This is a genomic window from Solirubrobacter ginsenosidimutans, from assembly GCF_027587205.1.
Map to the genome: position 1 here is coordinate 1 of NZ_JAPDOD010000041.1, position 18,040 is coordinate 18,040.

Sequence of the window (18,040 nt, forward strand, 5' to 3'; positions counted from 1 at the left end):
GCCCCGCGACGCCGCCGCGGCCGCGCGCGTGGCTCAGCGCCACGCCGCGCACGGGCCGCACGGCGACGTTGCGTCCCGCGACGCCGCCCACGCGCCCGCCGCGCCACTTCCCGCCGACCTGCTCTACGGCCGTCTGCTCGCCTCCGCCGCCCAGCACCTGCTCGGCGCCGGCCCGCCGCCCACGGCGCGGTTGCGCCTCGCCGACGGGCGCAGCGAGCCGTTGCACGTGGACCGCTGGGTCGCACCCGCCGATGCCGTGGACCTGCAGATCCTCGCCGACGTTGAGGCGCCCGTGCTCGACCTCGGCTGCGGGCCCGGGCGTCATCTGGCCGCGTTGCGGGCGGTCGGGAAGCGCGGGCTCGGCGTCGATCTCTCCCCCGTCGCGGTCCGGCTCGCCCGCGGGCGCGGCGCCGAGGTGATCAACGGGTCGCTGTGGTCGCAGGTCCCGCGCGCGGGCACCTGGAGGACGATCCTGCTGCTGGACGGCAACATCGGCATCGGCGGGGCGCCGATCCTGCTGCTGCGCCGCTCGGGCGAGCTGCTGGCCGCGGGCGGGGCGATCGTCGTCGAGGTCGATCCGCCAGGCGCGCCGACGCACCGTGTCCGCGTCCGGCTGGAAGCCCCCGGCGGCGTCGTGTCGGAGTGGTTCCGCTGGGCGCGGGTCGGTGTGGACGGCATCGCGAACGTCGCGCGGCGGGCCGGCTTCGAAGCCACCGAGACCCGGACGCTCGCGGGCCGCACCTTCGTAACGCTCAGACGCGCGTAGAGGACTCCCTCCAGCATGCCCTCCGCTCCCCCAGGCCCGTTCCGCCCGGGCTTCTGGCGCTCGCCCCTGCGCGGCCCGTGGCTGACGTCGGCGCTCGGATCGATCCTGCTGATCCTGATCGCGATCGTCGCGACCACGGGCTTCCTGTCGCACGCGGCGTACATGCCGGACCTCGGGCACAACGCGATCGTGCCGAAGGACCGGGACCTGCCGTGGATCGCGTCGTTCTTCGACTGGCCGACCAGCCCGAGCTGGCTCTACGGACTCACGCAGGGTCTGCACACGAACGTCGGGCTGATCGCGATCCCGTTCCTGCTGGCGAAGCTGTGGTCGGTCATCCCGCGGCTGTTCTCGTTCCCGCCGGTCACGAGCCCGGCGCAGGCGATCGAGCGGCTGTCGATCGCGCTGCTGGTCTCCAGCAGCGTCTTCGAGCTGGCGACGGGCGTGATGAACGCGCAGTACTGGTACCCGTTCAAGTTCAACTTCGTCGTCGCGCACTACTACGGCGCGATCGTCTTCGTGACGTCGCTGGTGCTGCACGTGGTCGTGAAGCTGCCGGTGATCGCGAAGGCCTACCGCGAGCGTGGCGTGCTCAAGCCGCTGCGCGACGACCTCGCACGCACGAAGCCGGAGCCACGCGACGACGACGGCCTCGTCACGCCGAACCCCGCCGAGCCGACGCTCTCGCGCCGCGGCCTGTTCGCCTTCGCCGGCGCGGGTGCGGCGACGCTGCTGGTCGCCAACGTCGGCCAGTCCGTCGGTGGGCCGCTGCGCAAGCTGGCCTTCCTGGCGCCGCGGCGCGAGATCGTCCCGGGCGACTTCCCGGTCAACAAGACCGCCCGCGCCGCGCGGGTCACCCACGCGATGACCGGCGACGGCTACCAGCTCAAGCTCCGCGTGGGCGATAACGAGATCGCGCTCTCGCGCGAGGACCTCCTGGCGCTCCCCCAGCGGACGGCGAAGCTGCCGATCGCCTGCGTCGAAGGCTGGACGACCCGTCAGGAGTGGACCGGCGTGCCGCTCTCGCTGCTGGCCGAGAAGGCCGGCGCGCCCGGCGCGAGCCAGGTGCTCGTCGAGTCGCTGCAGCCCGCGGGCGTGCTGCGCCGCGCCGCGCTGACCGGCGGGCAGATCGCCGCCGAGGACGCGCTGCTGGCGCTGAAGGTCAACGGCCATGACCTCTCGCTCGACCACGGCTACCCCGCGCGGATCATCGTCCCGGCGCTCCCGGGCGTGCACAACACCAAGTGGGTGGGCGAGCTGACGTTCACGCCGAGGGCCGCCTGATGCGCGCCCGCTACGGCGCATCGCCGGTGCATCTGCTCGCCCACCTGATCCTGCTGCCGATCGTCGCCTGGGCGCTGCTGAGCGTGCTCGACTTCCGTGCCGCGTCCAACGTCGTCCTGTGGTTCATCGCCGCGGTGATCCTGCACGACCTGATCCTGCTGCCGGCGTACTCGACCCTCGACCGGCTCGCCCAGGGCCTCACCCGCGACGCGATCAACTACGTCCGCGTGCCGGCCGGCCTCTCGCTGCTGATGCTGCTGGTGTTCTGGAGCACGATCCGCGGCAAGGGCACCGGCAACTTCCACTACGCCAGCGGCCTCAACTACCACGGCTACTTCTCGCGCTGGCTGGTCGTCACCGCCGCGCTGTTCGCGCTCAGTGGCGCGCTGCTGCTTGCAAGACGGGCCGGCTTGAAGCGACGTACTCCACCGTCCGCCCCGTCTTCGACAGCGTGATCGACAAGCGGCTCTTGTCGAAGCGGATCGCGTACGGTCCGCCGATCACGTGGACGCGGCGGACCAGCTCGAAGCGCGGGCGCAGGTGAAAGACGAGCAGCGCGTCGCCCTTGACGTCGGTCACGTAGGCGAGCTGCGCCCCGTCGGTGGTCAGATCGACCGGCCCGATCCCCGCGCCGGTACGGCCGAGCCGCTTGAGCGTGCGCGCGTCGTAGACCTCGAGCACCCGCTCGCGCCCGCACAGCACCGCGACGCGCATCCCGCCGTCCAGCAGCGCGACGGCCGTCGGCTCGCTCCCGGTCCGCGCCGATTTCCCGTCCGCCCGCCACAGCCGGTCGTGCGCGGGGTCGACCGAGAACTGCCCGGCCTGCTGGGCGCCCTCGACGGCGCCGGCGGGCGCCGGCAGCTGCGCCGCGGCCTCCGAGCCACAGCCGGCCAGGCCGAGTACCGCCAGGATCAGCGCTAGTTGCCGCACGCGTCGAAGATAGTGCCCTGGCTGGGCATGGCGGCGATGGCGGCGACGGTCGTCATCGGATTGTCACTGGATGCGAGCGGGACGCAGCTCGGCGTGCCGCACCCGCCGTTCATCGGCGCGTACGGGCCGCAGGCCGATGTGCTCGAGCTCGTCACGATCCCGTGCTTCGTCGCGGCGGTGCTGCTGGTGCCGTGGCTCCTGAAACGGCGCACCGCCGTCTTCACCGCCGGCCTGTTCGTCTTCACGCTGATCCTGCGCGTGACGCTCAACACCGGCCGCGGCGGGACGCATCAGCTCGACCGGGCGCTGTTCGTCGGCCCCAAGGGCGAGGGCAAGAACGAGTACGTGCCGTCACTGGCGGCGTTCGACTACGGCCCGCGGTTCGTGCTCGATCGCTTCGCCGAGCTCGTGCCGTCGCTCCCGGTGCACTCGGCCGGCCACCCGCCCGGCCTCCTGCTGACGATGTACTACCTCGGCCTGGACACGTCGCCGAAGCTCACCGCGTTCATCATCGGGGTCGGCGCGCTCAGCGCGCCCCTGACCTACGTGCTCGCCAGGCGGCTCTACGACGACCGCGTCGCGCGCATCGCCGGCGTCCTCGCCGCCTTCGCCCCCGCGATGCTGCACTTCGGCGCCACCAGCGCCGACGCCGTGTACCTCACGCTCGGCCTGGTCGCCGCGATCGGGCTCCTCTCCAAGCGTCCCTGGGTCGGCGCGTTGGCGCTCGCCGTCGCGAGCCTGTTCGCCTGGTCGCTGCTGGCGGTCGCCGCGTGGGCGGCGATCCTCGTCCTCGCGCGCGACGGCCTCAAGCCCGCGCTCAAGCTCGGCGCGATGACCGGCGCGATCCTGCTCGCCTTTCACGCGCTTTTCGCCGCCGCCACCGGCTTCGACCCGCTCGGCACGCTGCACGCCACGAGCCGCGTGTATGAGGTCGGGATCGCGTCACGGCGCCCCTACGCCTACTGGCTGTTCGGCTCCCCCACCGCGTTCCTGCTGATCGTCGGCGTCCCGATCGCCTGGCTCGCGCTCAAGCGACTGGGACAGGCCAAGCCCGAGGCGCTCGCGATCTTCGCCGTGCTCGCCATCGCGAGCGTGCTCGGCTTCACCAAGGCCGAGACCGAGCGCATCTGGCTCTTCCTCGCCCCGTTCGTGATCCTCGCCGCCGCCCCGCTCGTCCGCCGCCCGCAGCTGTTCGTCGCGCTGCTGGCGTTTCAGGTCGTGACCTACGAGCTGGTGTTCGACACCTTGTGGTGAGCGACCTTCGGCGAGCGGCCGAAGAGCAGCTGCGCGTCGCGCCAGAGCGTCCAGTGCGCGACGTAGGCGTCGTCGAGGCCGTCGGCCTCGGCCGCGCCGCCGGCCCGGCGCTGTGCCGGCCCGGTCAGGCCCGGCGCCATCAGGCGTCGCGGGCCGGTGTAGCCGGCGCCGGTGCCGGGAGCCAGCGCCCGTGGCCCGACGAAGCTCAGGCGCCCGCGCAGGACCGTCAGCAGCAGCGGCAGCTCACGCGCGCCGACGCGCTCCAGCCCACGCCCGACCGCCCCGCCGGGAAGTGCCCCGAACCGTCGCAGAACGACGGTGCGCCCGTTGCGACCGAGCCGCTCGCGCTTCTCGAACCAGCCGTCGCCCGCCAGCCCCAGCAGCACCAGGACGACGATCAACACCGGCAGCAGCGCGACCAGCATCAGCGTCGCCAGGAGGACGTCGGCAAGCCGTTTGAGCGCAAGCGAAACGCGGGCACGGGGCTTCGCGAGCCGTTGCGCGGCTCGTGCGACGTCCGGTGACCGGTCTTCTTTGCGCTCCATCGCTTGCGTCGACACAGCCCTCTCCCCTCACGGGTTCATCTCGGGTTATCCCAGATCAGCCCTTCTGTAGGAAGCACAAACCGACATATGTTCGGTAGGAACCGGAAATTGGTCTCAGGTCGATTCGAGCGGTCGCAACTCCTCTGCGTAGGAGAGCGAGTGCCGTCGCAGCTCGCCGCCGGGGAGGACCTCATAGGCGCCCATCCGCCACAGGGGTGGGGAATACGCGTGAATTGTGACCGCCGGACGCTCCCCCGTGTGGCGCACGCGATGGATGTCGGCGGCGCTGAAATGGAAGGCGTCGCCCTCGGTGAACGTCCGTGTGACCGGCGGACCACCGAGTGCGAGGCGATCTTCGGCGACCTCGCCCTTGACGACCGCGACCGCCCCACCGGAGAGGTCGTGGTCGTGAAAGCCGGTGTCCTGGTCGTCCATCCAGCAGATCAGCCAGACCGCGACGTCGTCGTCGCGGCGCAGCTCCTCGTAGTGCCGCTGGTCGGGGGAATGCTGCACGAGGTGCTCCCAGACCGCCGGGTCGGCGGCCAGGTCACGGACGAGGGACTCCAGGGCGGAGCCGTCGAGCTCATTCATACGAAGCGCTCCGGGTTGGTGACTGCGATGGCGTGCTCGGCCGCGGCGCCCAGCGCCGCGATGGCGACCGGTTCGATCACCGGCCGGTCCGAGCCGTAGAGCAAGCGGTCCACGCCGACGACGCGGAGCATCGCGTCGAGGGCTCGCGGACCGTAGGACGAGGTGTCGAAGGCCGTCAGCGGGTCGTGCACGGCGTCGACCGGGCCGCCGCGGGCGGCGAGCCGCTCGGCGTGCAGCGGCGCCAGGCCGGCGAGCATCGCGAACACGACGCGCAGCTCGCGGTGCGCGGGCCTCCCCCACTGGGCCCAGGCGTGCCAAGCGGTCGACATCTCGGCGACGTACGCGGTGAGCGCCGGAAACCAGGCGGGCGAGCCGGCGGCCGGGCCGGGATGGACGAAGAGCGGCGCTGCGCTCGCGCTCAGCGCCTCGAGCGCCGGGCCGAGCCGCTCGATCCCCGCGGCCGAGCTGAGCGCCCCCGCCGGCAGGGAGAGACCGACCGCGCCCGCGTCGAGGAGGGCTTCGACGCGGGCCGCGGTCGGATCGCCGAGCACCAGGCCGCCCCACAGCTCAAACGGCGCGCCCGCCTCCAGGACGCCGGTGTGGAACGCGTCGAGCAGCGATTCCGCTTCCCCGACAGGAAGCGATTCGATGCCCAACGGCGCGGACGGTGCGACGACGACGCGTTGCAGCCGGTCGGCCGCGGCGAGTCGTGTCCGTACCCCGACGTCGTGGGTGTGGGGATCGAACGGCGCGGGCGCATCGCCCTCGAGCTCGAGCACCCACGTGCGCCCGTCACGGCGCAGCCGGGGGGCGACCGTGCGCCGCGCCAGGGAGGAGAGCAGGCCATCCGGCCAGAGGTGCTGGTGGATGTCGGCGCGGCGCGCGGTCACGCCGGAGAGGATACACGACTAATTCGGTCGAGTATCAGGTATTTGTCCGGTCGACCATGACCGAGGTGGCTTTGACGGCCGCGGTGGCGGGCACGCCGGGTGCCAATCCGAGCTCCTCGACGGCGTCGCGGGTGACCGCCGCGACGAGCGTGAACGGGCCCGCCTCGATCTCGACCAGCGCCATCACGCCGTCGACCTCGACAGACTTCACGATGCCCGGGAAGCGGTTGCGCGCGCTCAGGTGATGGCCGGTCGGGCGGCGGCGCGGCGTGGCGGAGAGCCGCTCGACCTCCTCGGACGGGACGAGCCGGCGGTTGCGCTCGTCGCGCGTCGTCTTGATCTTCCCCGTGCGGTCCCAGCGGCGCAGCGTGTCCGTGGAGACGCCGATCGCCCGCGCGGCGTCGCCGAGCGTCAGGTCGGCCATGACGGCAGCACGCCCTCGACCCGCTGCGCGCCCTCAGGCGTCAGCTCGACCTTCCAGATCGGCGCCTCGGCCTTGACCCGGTCGATGAGCGCCCGCGCGCCCGCGAACGCCGCGCCCCGGTGGGCCGCGGAGGCAGCGACGATCACCGACGGCTCGCTCAGCGGCACGGTGCCGGTGCGGTGCACGAGCGCGACCGCGCAGAGCCCGTGCCGGGCGGCCTCCTCCTCCCCGATCGCTTGCAGCTTTGCGCGCGCCATCTCGACGTAGGCCTCGTAGTCGAGCGCCTCGACGTCGCGGGTCATGCCCTCGAAGCAGACGACGGCCCCGGCCCGCGGGTCGCGCACCGCGGCGGAGACGGCGCCCAGGTCGAGCGGCCGATCGGTGATCTCCACCAGCCGGACGGGGCCGGCGCCGCCGCTCACCGGCGGGATCAGCGCGACCTCCTGTCCCGCGTGGATGCGCTCGTCGGCGCACGCGTATTCCATGTCGAGCGCGACGATGCATTGCCCCGGGAGCAGGTCCATCGCGGCGAGCACGTCGCTCGCCCGGGCGTCGTCGGGGAGGTCGAGCTCGATGTGGTCCGCACCCGCGCGCTCGCGCAGGCCGGCGAAGAGGCGGACGGTGATGATCACTCCCCGTACCATATGAACTGTGGACGGTGCATTGACTCACCTGGACGCGGCCGGCAACGCGCGCATGGTCGACGTGAGCGACAAGAGCGAGACCTCGCGCTGGGCACGGGCCCGTGCCGTCGTGCGTATGTCGCCCGACGCCGCCGCGCGGGTCGCCGCCGGGGACGCGCCCAAGGGCGACGTGGCCACGGTGGCGCGGATCGCGGCCATCCAGGCGGCCAAGCGCACCGACGAGCTGATCCCGCTCGCCCACTCGCTCCCGCTCACCCACGTCGAGCCGACCGTCACCGTCGATGTCGAACAGGGCACCGTGACGCTGGTCGCCGAGGCGCGCGTCGCCGCCCGCACCGGCGTCGAGATGGAGGCGATGGTCGCCTGCAGCATCGGCGCGCTGGCCGTCTACGACATGGTCAAAGGGATCGAGCCAGGCGTCGTGATCGAGCGCATCGAGCTACTCGACAAAACCGGCGGCAAGTCGGACTTCCACCGATGAGACCTCAGCTCGTCGACGGGCACGGCCGCGACATCGGCGACGTCCGCATCTCGGTCACCGATCGCTGCAACTTCCGCTGCCAGTACTGCATGCCCGCCGAGGGCCTGCCGTGGCTGGACCGCAAGGACATCCTCACCTACGAGGAGATCGCGCGCGTCGCGGGACTGCTGGCCTCGATGGGCGTCCACGACGTGCGCCTCACCGGCGGCGAGCCGCTCGCCCGCCGCGAGCTGTGGAAGCTCGTCGAGATGCTCAGCGCCGACGGGAACATCCACGACCTGTCGCTGACCACCAACGGCTACCTGCTCGAGCGTCAGGTCGAGCAACTCGTGCGCGCCGGCCTGCGCCGCGTGAACGTGTCGCTGGACGCGCTCGCACCGGACCGCTTCTTCCAGCTCACCCGCCGCAACTCCCTGCAGCAGGTGCTGAGCAGTCTCGCCGCGGCCGAGAAGTACCCCGAGCTGCGTCCGATCAAGGTCAACGTCGTCGCGCTCAAGGACTTCACGGAGGACGAGGTCGTCGCCTTCGCCGAGTTCGCCCGCAAGCACCCGTACGAGGTGCGCTTCATCGAGTTCATGCCGCTCGACGGCGATCGCAACTGGTCGCGCGACCGCGTGCTCCCCAACGCCGAAGTCCGGCGGCTGATCCACGCCGCATACCCCTTGAAGGACCTCGGACGCGAGCGCCACGGCACGTCGCGCCGGTGGGAGTTCGCCGATGGGCAGGGCTCGATCGGCTTCATCTCGCCCGTGAGCGAGCCGTTCTGCGGCGATTGCAACCGGATCCGGATCACCGCCGAGGGCGAGCTGCGGACCTGCCTCTTCTCGATGACCGAGACCGACCTGCGCGAGCCGCTGCGCAACGGCGCGTCCGACGCTGAGCTGGAGGCGCTCATCCGCGCCGCCGTGTGGGAGAAGGAGCTCAAGCACCACGTCAACGACGAGGGCTTCGTGCAGCCGCTGCGCACCATGTCGCAGATCGGCGGATGACCCTGGCCAGCGGTCACCGCGGGACCACCCGCGGGTCTCAGGGGCCCCCGTACGGCGGGGGTACGTCATGAAGGATTTCGCCGAGGCGCTGGCGCTCGTCCTCGAGGGGATCGAGCCGCTCGCGAGCGAGCAGGTCGCGCTGCCCGAGGCGATCGGGCGCGTCATGGCGGCCGAGGCGCGCGCCGCGATCGATCTCCCCCCGTTCGACCGCACGGCGATGGACGGCTTCGCGGTGCGAGCGCAGGACACCGCGCCGGGCGCGGAGCTGCGCGTGATCGGCGACCTGGCCGCGGGTGGCGGGACGATCACGCTCGAGCCCGGCACCGCCGCGCGGATCTCGACCGGCGCGGCGATCCCGCCCGGCGCCGACTCCATCCTGCGCGTCGAGGACGCCGAGGTGCGCGACGGCACCGTCGTCGCGGCCGTCGCGGTCCGTCATGGCCTGCACGTGCGCCGCCGCGCCGAGGACGTCCACGCCGGCGACGTGCTCGCCCGCCCCGGCGACGTCCTGACCGTCCCCCGGCTCTCCGCGCTCGCCTCCGCCGGCGTCGCGACGGTCGACGTTCCCCGCACGCCGCGCGTCGACGTGATCGTGACGGGATCTGAGCTGCTCCCCCCGGGCGCGCCGCCTGAGCCGGGCAAGATCTACGAGTCCAACTCGCTGGCGGTCGGCGCGATGCTCGCGGCCGTCGGCTCGCGGCTCGTGCACCACCCGCCGGTGATCGACGAGTTCGACGCGACCCGCGCCGCGATCGAGGCGGGCCTCGAGGGCGACATCCTGATCGTTTCCGGCGGCGTCTCCGTCGGCCCGCACGACCACGTCAAGCCGGCCTTCGAAGCGTGCGGCATCGAGGAGGTCTTCTGGCGGGTGCGGATCAAGCCCGGCAAGCCGCTCTGGTTCGGGCGCCGCGGTTCGACGCTCGTGTTCGGCCTCCCGGGCAACCCGCTGTCGGCGATCGTCTGTACCGCGCTGTTCGTCCTGCCGGCGCTGCGGCGCCTGCGCGGGGAGAGCGACCCCGGGCCGCGCTTCGACCGCGGCCGCCTCGGCGAGTCGGCCGGCCCGTCGGACAACCGCACGACGTTCCTGATCTCCAAGCTGGTCCCGGGCGAGGACGGCATCCCGGTGGCGTGGCCGACGGAGCGCCAAGGCTCGCACATGACCGGCGCGCTGGGCGAGAGCGACGGCTTCGCGGTCGCGCCGCACGGCTCGGGCTCGCTCCCGGCGGGCGCCGAAGTCGACCTCCTGCGCGTCTAACGGGCTTCGAAGACGCTCACGGGACCCGCGGGCGTTTCGCTCACCAACCCGTAGCCGGCGGCCTCCAGCAGGCGCGCGTACTCGTCGCGGGTGCGCTCGCGCCCGCCCGTCGCGACCAGCATGTTCAGGTCGGAGAGCTTCCCCGCGGGCTCGGCGTTGGGCGGGCCGAGCCGGCGCTCCAGGATCAGCACGGCCGAGCCCGCCGGGGCGGCGCGGCGAATGCTCTGAAGGATCGCCACCGAGGTCTCGTCGTCCCAGTCGTGCAGCACGGACTTGAGGATGTAGGCGTCAGCACCACCGGGGACGGCCTCGAAGAAGCTGCCGCCGACGATCCGGCAGCGCTCGCCGAGGTCGACGCCGGCGACGACCCCGGGCCGGTCGAAGAGGATGCCCCGCAGGTGCGGGTGGTGGGCGAGGATCGCGGCCAGGAGCGTGCCGCGGCTCCCGCCGATGTCGGCGACGACCTCGAATTGCCCGAAGTCGTACGCGGCGAGGACCGACGCGGTGACGCGGGCCGCGAGCGCGGTCATCGCGGCGTCGAAGATCCCGGATTCCTCGGGATGCTCGGCGCGGTAGGTCCACACGTCCACGCCATGCACCGCCGCGAACGCGTTCTCGCCGGTCCGGACGCTGTGCAGGAGCTGCGACCAGGCGCTCCAGTGGTAGGGCCGGCCGATGAACGCGGCCCAGCCCGCCGCCGAGTCCGGCACGTCGGTGCGCAGGCCCTCCCCGAGCGGCGTGAGCGCGAACCGGTGGTCGGCGTCCTCGTGCAGGATGCCCACGGCGGCGAGCGCTCGCAGCAGCCGGTACAGCGCGGGAGCGTGGGCGTCGGTCGCCACGGCCAGGTCCTCCGCATCGCGCGCGCCGCCGGCCAGCCGATCGGCGATGCCGAGCGTCGCGGCGACGTGGATCGCCTGGGACAGCTGATAGCCGTTGATCAACCGCAGCAGGTCATCCATGTCACGACCATCCCATGTCCGGCGTTGCGATGCATCGGCTCAAGCGGTTAAGGTCCGCTGACATGGGACGGTTGGGGGACTGGCTGCGCGGGCGGCGGACCAAGGAGACGGCGCCTGCGACGGCGGTCGAAGCGCAGACGAACGGGCATTCGGCCTCCGACGAGCTGGTCGAACACCTCCGCGCCGCGTTCCCGGGCGCCGAGATCACCGTCAGCTCGCACGACCCCAAGCTCTCGGACCTGACGGGAGGCGATCCCGTCGAGCGCCTCGAGCGGCTCGCCGCCCTGCACGCCTCCGGCGCGCTCACCGACGAGGAGTTCGCGGCCGCTAAAGCGCGTCTACTCGGCTGAGCGCGTACTCCTCGACCATCCGGCGTTGGACCGGGGTGAGTGCGGGGAGCGCCTCGCCGCGCTCGAGTCGCGTGGCAGCCTGGGCCAGTGTGAGGCCCGTGCCGGTGAGGATCTGGCCGATCAGCGGCGGGACGTCGCCGCCGCAGACGCCGGTGTCGCAGTCGCTCATCCCGCGGTCGCCTCCGGGTCGGGGTCCGGCGCGGCGGTGAGCGCCGCCTCGGGCGCCGCGTTGCCTGCCTGGAACGCGGCCGCGCTCGGGCCGTCATCCGGCGCGGTCGCCCGCTCCGTGAGCGCCGCCTCTGGCGCGGCCTCGCCCGCGGCGATGGCGGCGCCGCTCGGGCGCTGGTCGAGGCGCGCGAGCTCGTCCGGCGTGTCGACGTCGACCGCGCTGGCCAGCCCGCCCGCCTCCCAGCGGTGGACGTTGAAGCGGGCGAGCAGCTCGCGGGCGCCGGCGTCGCCGCCGAGCTCGGGCACCGCGTCCATCACGGTGCGGCTGAGCACGACCGGGTGGCCGGGCGCGCCGTCGTAGAGCGCGCGGACGGCGTCGTATCCCTCGAGCTGCACGAGCGCGCCGGTGATCACCTCGGGCGTGATGAACGGCTGGTCGCCGAGCGTGATCGCGATCGCGTCGGCGTCCGCGAGCACGGCGACGCCGGCGCGCAGCGAGTAGCCCTGGCCCTGGGCCCACTGCTCGCAGATGACGACCGCGGCGTCGCCGAAGTCGATCGCCGCGCGGATCGCGTCCGCGTCGTGGCCGAGCACGACGACCACGCGCTCCAATGCGGCGTTCATCGTGTCGACGGCGTGTTGCAGGAGCGGCTTGCCGCGCAGGTCGGCGAGCTGCTTGGTCTGCTCACCGAAGCGCGTGCCGGCGCCCGCGGCGAGGATCAGCCCCGCGGCGTTCACGCGGTCCCTGCCTCCATCAGGTCGGCCAGGGTCTCCAGCGACGAGATCGAGTTGCCCGGCAGCAGCCGGTCGACGTGCGGCATCGCGGCCTTCATCCCGCGCGTGAGCGGCTCGTAGCGCGGGTCGGCGGCCAGCGGGTTCAGCCAGATCACCTTGTGGGCGGTGCGGGCGAGGCGCGCCATCTCCTCCGAGAGCTGGTCCGGCTCGCCGCGGTCCCAGCCGTCGGAGAGCAGGATCACCATCGAGCCGCGGCCGATCCGGCGCCCGTGCTCGCGGTTGAGCTCGGCGATCGCCTCGCCGATCCGCGTTCCTCCGGACCAGTCGGTGACCGCGGAAGCCGCGCGCATCAGCGCGCGATCGCTGTCGCGGCCGCGCAGTTCGCGGGTCACGCGGGTCAGCCGGGTGCCGAAGACGAAGGCCTCGACGCGAGCACGCGCCGCCACGCACGCCTGCATGTACTGCAGCAGCATCCGCGAGTGCGGCGCCATCGAGCCCGAGACGTCGCAGATCAGCACCAGCCGCCGAGGCCGCAGCGCCTGCTCGCGGTAGCGGCGCTCCAGCAACTCGCCGCCCGTGCTCAAGGAGACCCGGATCGTGGCCCGGAGGTCGTGCTCGTCGCGCCGGCGTTTCGTCGGCACCGTGCGCCGGGAGCGCCGCTTCGGCCCGCGCAGCGCGATCCGCGCCAGCAGCCGCCGCGCCATCGCCCGCTCGGCGTCGGTGTAGGCGCCGAAGTCCTTCTCGCGCAGCAGCTCCTCCTCGCTCCACGCCGCCGGGGCGGGTGTGAGGTCGGCGGCGGGCGCCTCGTCGCCCTGCGGCGGCACCGCGACCCGCGGCAGCGCCTGCTTGGCGATCTCCCCGAGCTCGTCGAGCGCGTCCGGCGCGGTGTCGGAGCCGAAGACGATCGTGAACGCCGCGGCGAAGGACTGCAGCTCGGCGCGGGTCGAGCACAGCGCGGTGCGCAGGGCGAAGAAGACCTCGGCGCGGTCGGACGCGTCGATCGCGGCCAGTGCGCGCTCGGCCGACAGGACCTCGCCGAGCCCGACCCGCGCGCCCTCGGCCCGCATCACGGCGGCCAGCCGGGCGACCTGTCCGGAGAGATGCTCGCCCATGACCGCCAAGGCGGCCGCGTCTCCCGTCTCGTACTCCGCCAGCGCCAGCGCGGCGGTGCGGATCGACGCCTCGTCGGCCTTCTTCGCCAGGCCGCGCGCGACGACGTTCGCGCGCGCCTTCTCCGCGATCTCCGCGTGGCCGGAGGCGATGCGCGCGTCGTCAGGCACCCTCGAGGACCCGGTCGCGGCGCACCCGGTCGATGTCCTCGCGGACCTTCAAAGCGACGCCCAGCGTGTCATCCAGCGAAGCGGAACCGTTGCCGTCCAGCGCCAGCAGCGCCCGCGCCCAGGTGATCGTCTCCCCCACCCCGGGCAGCTTGTAGAGCTCGCGCTCGCGCAGCGTCGCGACCGCCGCGCACACCCGCGCGGCGACCTCCTCGGGCACGCCCGGGAGCCGCGTCTTGACGATCTCCGCCTCGCGCTCGGGCGTCGGGTAGTCGATCCAGTGATAGAGGCAGCGGCGCTTGAGCGCGTCGTGCAGCTCGCGTGTGCGGTTGGACGTCAGCACGACCAACGGCCGGTGCGCGGCGGTGATCGTGCCCAGCTCCGGGATCGTGATCGCGAAGTCGGCCAGGAACTCGAGCAGGAAGGCCTCGAACTCGTCGTCGGCGCGGTCGATCTCGTCGATCAGCAGCACCGCCGGCCCGCCGTCGTGCTCCAGCGCCTCGAGCAGCGGCCGGCGCAGCAGGAACTCGGGCCCGAACAGCTCACGCGGCGCCGCACCCGCCTCGGCGGCGCGGATCGCGAGCAGCTGGCGCTGGTAGTCCCAGTCGTAGACCGCGTGGTGGAGGTCGATCCCCTCGTGGCACTGCAGGCGGATCAACGACGCGCCCATCGCGGACGCCAGCGCGCGCGCCACCTCGGTCTTGCCCACACCCGCCTCGCCCTCCAGCAGCAGCGGCTGCTCGAGGGCGAACGCGAGATAGGCGGACGTCGCGAGCGCCTGGTCGGCGAGGTACCCCTCGCCCGCCAAGGCCCGCGAAACGTCCTGCGGTGTGGTGAAACTCACCCGTTCATTGTGACGCGGCCGTGATCGCCCGCTTGGTCAGCACGCGCGCCAGGTGGCGCTTGTAGTCCTGCGAGGCGTTGAGGTCGGCGGGCGGCTCGGTGCCGTCGGCCGCGTTCTCGGCGGCCGCGGCGATCGTGTCCGCGGTCAGCGGCTGGCCGCGCAGGGCGTCCTCCACCGCGGTCGCCCGCAGCGGCGTCGAGCCCATGTGGGTCAGGCCGACGCGCACGTCCGCGCAGGACCCGTCGCCGCCCTTCTTGATCAGTGCGGAGACGGCCACCATCGCCCAGTCCTCCTGGCGGCGATTGAACTTCTCGTAGCCATACCCGTAGCCCTCGAGCGCGGGAATTCTGACCTCCGTCAGAATTTCGTCCTCGGCGACGACCGTCGTCAGGTAGTCCTCGAAGAAGTCCGCGGCCGCGACCTCGCGCTCGCCGTCCGGACCCCGCAGGATCACCGAGCCTTCGTGGGCGAGCATGATCGCGGGCAGGTCGGAGGCCGGGTCGCCGTGGGCGAGCGTGCCGCCGATCGTGCCCATGTTGCGGACCTGCTGGTCGGCGATCGTCGCCGCTGCGGCGGACGGGAGGCCGAAGCCGCCGGTCGCCACCGCATGGTGGCGAACCATGGAGCCGAACGTGATGACGCCGCCCGAACGGTTGACGCCCCGCAGCTCCTCGACGCGGCGCAGATCGACCAGCAGCGTGGGCGCCGCCAGCCGGAGCTTCATCAGCGGGATCAGGGAGTGGCCGCCGGCGAGCAGCTTGGCGTCCTCGCCGCCGTCCTTGAGCGCAGCGAGCGCTTCGTCGAGCGTCCCGGGCGCAACGTAGTCGAACTCAGCGGGGATCAAGACTTCGCCTCCTGGATTTCTTCCCAGATCCGCATGGGACTGAGCGGCATGTTCAGGTACGTGACGCCGAGCGGGCGCAGCGCGTCGATCACGGCGTTGGTTACCGCGGGCGACGCGGCGATCGTGCCGGCCTCGCCGATCCCCTTGACCCCGAGCGAGTTCACCGGCGACGGCGTCTCCGTGCGATCCAGGTCGAAGGACGGCACGTCGGCGGCGCTGGGCAGCGCGTAGTCGGCGAAGTTGCTCGTGACGAGCTGGCCGTCCTCGGTGTAGTGGATGCGCTCGAACAGCGCCTGGCCGATCGCGTGAACGATCCCGCCGTGGACCTGACCGTCGATCAGCTTCGGGTTGATCGCCGGGCCGCAGTCGTCGATCGCGACGTACTTGACGACGTCGACGTTGCCGGTCTCCGGGTCCACGTCGACCACGCACGCGTGCGCGCCGAACGGGAACACGAAGTTCTCCGGGTCATAGAACGCGAGCTCCTCGAGCCCCGGCTCCATGCCTTCCGGCAGGTTCTCGGGGATATAGGCGGCGCCGGCGATCTCGCCGAGCGTCATGCCCTTGTCCGGTGAGCCCTTGACGGAGAACTTGCCCTCGGTGAGCTCGATGTCGTCGACCGCGGCCTCGAGCTGGTGGGCGACGATCCGGCGCGCCTTGTCGGCGACCTTGGCGGTGGCGCGGGCGACGGACTCGCCGCCGACCGCGGTCGAGCGCGATCCGTAGGTGCCCAGCCCCTGCGGGCCGGTCCCGGTGTCGCCGTGGATCACCTCGACGTTGGCCGGGTCGGTGCCGAGCCGGTCGGCCACGATCTGGGCCATCGTCGTCTCCAGCCCCTGGCCGTGGGGCGAGGTGCCGGTGTAGACCGTGACCGCGCCCGTGAGGTGCACGCGCACCATCGCGGACTCCCACAGGCCGGTCTGCAGGCCGAAGCCGCTCGGGCCGGTGACCCTTGACGGCGCCAGGCCACAGATCTCCGTGTAGGTGGAGAAGCCGACGCCGCGCAGCTTGCCCGCGGGCGCCTCGGCCTTGATGGCGTCGACGTCGAGGTGGGTGAGCAGGAGGTCCAGCGCGGCCGGGTAGTTGCCGGAGTCGTAGACGACGCCGAGCGCGGTCTCGTGCGGGAAGCTGGCCGGGTCCATGAAGTTCTTCCGGCGGAGGTCGAGCCGGTCCATGCCGAGCTCGGCCGCCAGCTGGTCGATGCAGACCTCGATCATGTGCGTGGCCTCGGGGCGCCCGGCCCCGCGGATCGCGTCGGTCGAGACCTTGTTCGTGAAGACGCCGATGATGTCGGTCTGGACCGCCGGGATGTCGTAGACGCCGCTCATCACGAACGCGCCCAGCGACGGGATCGTCGGCGTCAGCAGCATCAGGTAGGCGCCGAGGTCCTGATAGATCGTGGTGTGGAAGGCGGTGATCTTGCCTTCCTTGGTCGCGCCGATGCGCACGTGGGCGACCTGGTCGCGCCCGTGGTGGGTGGCGAGCATGCCCTCGGTGCGCGACTCGACCCACTTGATCGGCCGCTCGAGCTTGCGCGAGGCCCACGCGAGCGCGATCTCCTCGCCATAGATCTGCAGCTTGGAGCCGAAGCCGCCGCCCACTTCGGGGGCGATGGCGCGCACCTTCTCCTCGCTGATCCCGAGCTGGAGGCCGAGGAAGAGCCGCAGGAAGTGCGGGACCTGCGTGCTCGAGGTGAGCGTGAGCGACCCGGCGCGGTAGTCCGCGAGCACGCCGCGGGGCTCGATCGCCGCGCCCGCGGTGCGGTGATTGACCACCCGGCGCTCGACGATCACGTCGGCGGCCGCGAAGCCCGCCTCGAGGTCCCCGCCGCCGAGCGACCACTCGTGGCACTTGTTGGTGCCGAGCTCCTCGTGCACGAGCGGGGCACCGTCGTCGAGTGCCGTCTCGAGGTTGACGACCACTGGGAGCGGGTCGTATTCGACCAGGACCTGCTCGGCGGCGTCGACGACGGCGTAGCGATCGGAGCCGATCACCAGCGCGACGGGGTCGCCGACGCAGTTGACCTCGTCCTTGGCGATCGACCAGTGCGGCGGGTTGTTGACGTTGATCCCGGGCGGAACCCAGGCCATCGGCAGCGGGGCTTCGAGGTCGAGGTCGTGGCCGGTGAAGACCGCGTGGACGCCGGGATAGTCCTTGGCCGCGGACGTGTCGATCGAGACGATCTTCGCGTGCGCCTCGGGCGAGCGGACGAACGCCGCCCACAGCTGCCCGGTGACGTTGATGTCGTCGATGTAGCGCGCGCGGCCCATGATCAGCCGCGGGTCCTCCTTGCGCTTGATCGCCTGGCCGACCCAGGGCGCCGCCGCGACGGCGCTCATGACTCGGAGGCCGCGAGCACGGCCTTGACGATGTTGTGATAGCCGGTGCAGCGACAGAGATTGCCCGCCAGCGCCTCACGGACTTCGTGCTCGTTCGGCTTCGGGTTGCGCTGGAGCAGATCGGCCGAAGCCATGATCATCCCCGGCGTGCAGTAACCGCACTGCAGGCCGTGGTGCTCCCAGAACGCCTCCTGGAGCGGGTGCAGCGCGCCCTCCTGGCCCATTCCCTCGATCGTCTTGACCTCGGCGCCGTCCGCTTGGACGGCGAGCAGCGTGCACGACTTGACCGCTTCACCGTTGAGATGCACCGTGCACGCGCCGCAGTTGGACGTGTCACAGCCGACGTGGGTGCCGGTGAGGCCGAGCGTTTCACGCAGGAAGTGGACCAGGAGCAGGCGAGGTTCGACGTCGGCGCTCTGCCGAGCACCATTGACGGTCATTGAGACCCGTAGAGAACCAGCCATGTGTCTC

At 72.3% G+C, this 18,040-nt stretch carries 22 protein-coding genes; 8 read left to right on the plus strand and 14 right to left on the minus strand.

The genetic code is table 11. The features are described from left to right. The 3 genes from OM076_RS32315 to OM076_RS32325 form a co-directional block, all read left to right on the plus strand. On the plus strand, positions 1-766 hold a 766-nt coding region (locus OM076_RS32315; RefSeq protein WP_270044275.1), incomplete at its 5' end, for a methyltransferase domain-containing protein. Between the two features lie 15 nt (positions 767-781). Further along, the gene (locus tag OM076_RS32320) at positions 782-2,050 is read left to right on the plus strand and encodes a molybdopterin-dependent oxidoreductase (RefSeq protein ID WP_270044276.1); all 1,269 of its coding nucleotides are present in this window, start codon (positions 782-784) and stop codon (positions 2,048-2,050) included. Further along, a complete protein-coding gene (locus tag OM076_RS32325) occupies positions 2,050-2,505 on the plus strand; it encodes a hypothetical protein (RefSeq protein ID WP_270044277.1) in 456 nt (151 codons plus the stop codon). The genes OM076_RS32320 and OM076_RS32325 overlap by 1 nt, the downstream gene beginning before the upstream one ends. Here the strand turns inward: OM076_RS32325 and OM076_RS32330 are convergent. After that, complete coding sequence (locus OM076_RS32330) at positions 2,426-2,980, minus strand: YncE family protein (protein ID WP_270044278.1); 555 nt, start codon at positions 2,978-2,980, stop codon at positions 2,426-2,428. The genes OM076_RS32325 and OM076_RS32330 overlap by 80 nt on opposite strands. 12 nt (positions 2,981-2,992) lie before the next feature. Here OM076_RS32330 and OM076_RS32335 point away from each other — a divergent pair, with 12 nt between their 5' ends. Beyond that, positions 2,993-4,234 (plus strand): hypothetical protein, encoded by a 1,242-nt coding sequence (locus OM076_RS32335; protein ID WP_270044279.1) that lies wholly within the window; start codon positions 2,993-2,995, stop codon positions 4,232-4,234. Here OM076_RS32335 and OM076_RS32340 read toward each other — a convergent pair. The 5 genes from OM076_RS32340 to OM076_RS32360 all read right to left on the minus strand — a co-directional run bounded on the left by OM076_RS32340 (position 4,204) and on the right by OM076_RS32360 (position 7,316). Beyond that, positions 4,204-4,794, minus strand: a complete 591-nt coding sequence (locus OM076_RS32340) for a sugar transferase (RefSeq protein ID WP_270044280.1) — start codon at positions 4,792-4,794, stop codon at positions 4,204-4,206. The genes OM076_RS32335 and OM076_RS32340 overlap by 31 nt on opposite strands. Positions 4,795-4,893: 99 nt before the next feature. Further along, positions 4,894-5,370: a cysteine dioxygenase gene (locus OM076_RS32345; RefSeq protein WP_270044281.1), complete on the minus strand. Its 477-nt coding sequence runs from the start codon at positions 5,368-5,370 to the stop codon at positions 4,894-4,896. Beyond that, complete coding sequence (locus tag OM076_RS32350) at positions 5,367-6,260, minus strand: amidohydrolase family protein (RefSeq protein WP_270044282.1); 894 nt, start codon at positions 6,258-6,260, stop codon at positions 5,367-5,369. Before OM076_RS32350 ends, OM076_RS32345 begins: the two co-directional genes overlap by 4 nt. Before the next feature lie 34 nt (positions 6,261-6,294). Then, positions 6,295-6,684 carry a TOBE domain-containing protein gene (locus tag OM076_RS32355; protein WP_270044283.1) on the minus strand — a complete coding sequence of 130 codons (390 nt, stop codon included), beginning with the start codon at positions 6,682-6,684 and terminating at the stop codon, positions 6,295-6,297. Continuing rightward, the gene (locus OM076_RS32360) at positions 6,672-7,316 is read right to left on the minus strand and encodes a molybdenum cofactor biosynthesis protein (RefSeq protein WP_270044284.1); all 645 of its coding nucleotides are present in this window, start codon (positions 7,314-7,316) and stop codon (positions 6,672-6,674) included. Before OM076_RS32360 ends, OM076_RS32355 begins: the two co-directional genes overlap by 13 nt. A gap of 64 nt (positions 7,317-7,380) precedes the next feature. Between OM076_RS32360 and moaC the strand changes: the two genes are divergently transcribed. The 3 genes from moaC to OM076_RS32375 all read left to right on the plus strand — a co-directional run bounded on the left by moaC (position 7,381) and on the right by OM076_RS32375 (position 10,053). Next, a complete protein-coding gene (gene moaC, locus OM076_RS32365) occupies positions 7,381-7,809 on the plus strand; it encodes a cyclic pyranopterin monophosphate synthase MoaC (RefSeq protein ID WP_372518112.1) in 429 nt (142 codons plus the stop codon). Then, positions 7,806-8,798, plus strand: a complete 993-nt coding sequence (gene moaA / locus OM076_RS32370; protein WP_270044286.1) for a GTP 3',8-cyclase MoaA — start codon at positions 7,806-7,808, stop codon at positions 8,796-8,798. Before moaC ends, moaA begins: the two co-directional genes overlap by 4 nt. A 67-nt stretch (positions 8,799-8,865) precedes the next feature. Beyond that, positions 8,866-10,053 (plus strand): molybdopterin molybdotransferase MoeA, encoded by a 1,188-nt coding sequence (locus tag OM076_RS32375; protein ID WP_270044287.1) that lies wholly within the window; start codon positions 8,866-8,868, stop codon positions 10,051-10,053. Here the strand turns inward: OM076_RS32375 and OM076_RS32380 are convergent. Continuing rightward, entirely contained in the window at positions 10,050-11,012 is a 963-nt protein-coding gene (locus OM076_RS32380; protein WP_270044288.1) for a methyltransferase, read from the minus strand. The genes OM076_RS32375 and OM076_RS32380 overlap by 4 nt on opposite strands. A gap of 62 nt (positions 11,013-11,074) precedes the next feature. Between OM076_RS32380 and OM076_RS32385 the strand changes: the two genes are divergently transcribed. Further along, the gene (locus OM076_RS32385; RefSeq protein WP_270044289.1) at positions 11,075-11,362 is read left to right on the plus strand and encodes an SHOCT domain-containing protein; all 288 of its coding nucleotides are present in this window, start codon (positions 11,075-11,077) and stop codon (positions 11,360-11,362) included. Here the strand turns inward: OM076_RS32385 and OM076_RS32390 are convergent. From OM076_RS32390 to OM076_RS32420, 7 genes are read right to left on the minus strand one after another with little or no spacing between them, the layout of a single operon-like run. Beyond that, the gene (locus tag OM076_RS32390; protein WP_270044290.1) at positions 11,340-11,531 is read right to left on the minus strand and encodes a hypothetical protein; all 192 of its coding nucleotides are present in this window, start codon (positions 11,529-11,531) and stop codon (positions 11,340-11,342) included. The genes OM076_RS32385 and OM076_RS32390 overlap by 23 nt on opposite strands. After that, on the minus strand, positions 11,528-12,268 hold the full coding sequence (locus OM076_RS32395) for a nucleotidyltransferase family protein (RefSeq protein ID WP_270044291.1): 741 nt from the start codon (positions 12,266-12,268) through the stop codon (positions 11,528-11,530). The genes OM076_RS32390 and OM076_RS32395 overlap by 4 nt, the downstream gene beginning before the upstream one ends. Next, on the minus strand, positions 12,265-13,545 hold the full coding sequence (locus OM076_RS46440; RefSeq protein WP_270044292.1) for a vWA domain-containing protein: 1,281 nt from the start codon (positions 13,543-13,545) through the stop codon (positions 12,265-12,267). Before OM076_RS46440 ends, OM076_RS32395 begins: the two co-directional genes overlap by 4 nt. Continuing rightward, the gene (locus OM076_RS32405; protein WP_270044293.1) at positions 13,538-14,386 is read right to left on the minus strand and encodes an AAA family ATPase; all 849 of its coding nucleotides are present in this window, start codon (positions 14,384-14,386) and stop codon (positions 13,538-13,540) included. The genes OM076_RS46440 and OM076_RS32405 overlap by 8 nt, the downstream gene beginning before the upstream one ends. A gap of 4 nt (positions 14,387-14,390) precedes the next feature. Then, positions 14,391-15,230: an FAD binding domain-containing protein gene (locus OM076_RS32410; RefSeq protein WP_270044294.1), complete on the minus strand. Its 840-nt coding sequence runs from the start codon at positions 15,228-15,230 to the stop codon at positions 14,391-14,393. Then, positions 15,227-17,569: a xanthine dehydrogenase family protein molybdopterin-binding subunit gene (locus OM076_RS32415; protein WP_270044295.1), complete on the minus strand. Its 2,343-nt coding sequence runs from the start codon at positions 17,567-17,569 to the stop codon at positions 15,227-15,229. The genes OM076_RS32410 and OM076_RS32415 overlap by 4 nt, the downstream gene beginning before the upstream one ends. Then, positions 17,566-18,009, minus strand: coding sequence for a (2Fe-2S)-binding protein (locus OM076_RS32420; RefSeq protein ID WP_270044296.1), 444 nt, complete (start codon positions 18,007-18,009; stop codon positions 17,566-17,568). The genes OM076_RS32415 and OM076_RS32420 overlap by 4 nt, the downstream gene beginning before the upstream one ends. Between the last annotated feature and the right edge of the window lie 31 nt (positions 18,010-18,040).

Coding starts and splice junctions, on each gene's coding strand:
- OM076_RS32385 (WP_270044289.1), top strand. CDS start 11,075: ATGGGACGGTTGGGGGACTGGCTGCGCGGGCGGCGGACCAAGGAGACG.
- OM076_RS32420 (WP_270044296.1), bottom strand. CDS start 18,009: ATGACCGTCAATGGTGCTCGGCAGAGCGCCGACGTCGAACCTCGCCTG.
- OM076_RS32345 (WP_270044281.1), bottom strand. CDS start 5,370: ATGAATGAGCTCGACGGCTCCGCCCTGGAGTCCCTCGTCCGTGACCTG.
- OM076_RS32415 (WP_270044295.1), bottom strand. CDS start 17,569: ATGAGCGCCGTCGCGGCGGCGCCCTGGGTCGGCCAGGCGATCAAGCGC.
- OM076_RS32325 (WP_270044277.1), top strand. CDS start 2,050: ATGCGCGCCCGCTACGGCGCATCGCCGGTGCATCTGCTCGCCCACCTG.
- OM076_RS32390 (WP_270044290.1), bottom strand. CDS start 11,531: ATGAGCGACTGCGACACCGGCGTCTGCGGCGGCGACGTCCCGCCGCTG.
- OM076_RS32355 (WP_270044283.1), bottom strand. CDS start 6,684: ATGGCCGACCTGACGCTCGGCGACGCCGCGCGGGCGATCGGCGTCTCC.
- OM076_RS32320 (WP_270044276.1), top strand. CDS start 782: ATGCCCTCCGCTCCCCCAGGCCCGTTCCGCCCGGGCTTCTGGCGCTCG.
- OM076_RS32375 (WP_270044287.1), top strand. CDS start 8,866: ATGAAGGATTTCGCCGAGGCGCTGGCGCTCGTCCTCGAGGGGATCGAG.
- OM076_RS32380 (WP_270044288.1), bottom strand. CDS start 11,012: ATGGATGACCTGCTGCGGTTGATCAACGGCTATCAGCTGTCCCAGGCG.
- moaC (WP_372518112.1), top strand. CDS start 7,381: ATGGTCGACGTGAGCGACAAGAGCGAGACCTCGCGCTGGGCACGGGCC.
- moaA (WP_270044286.1), top strand. CDS start 7,806: ATGAGACCTCAGCTCGTCGACGGGCACGGCCGCGACATCGGCGACGTC.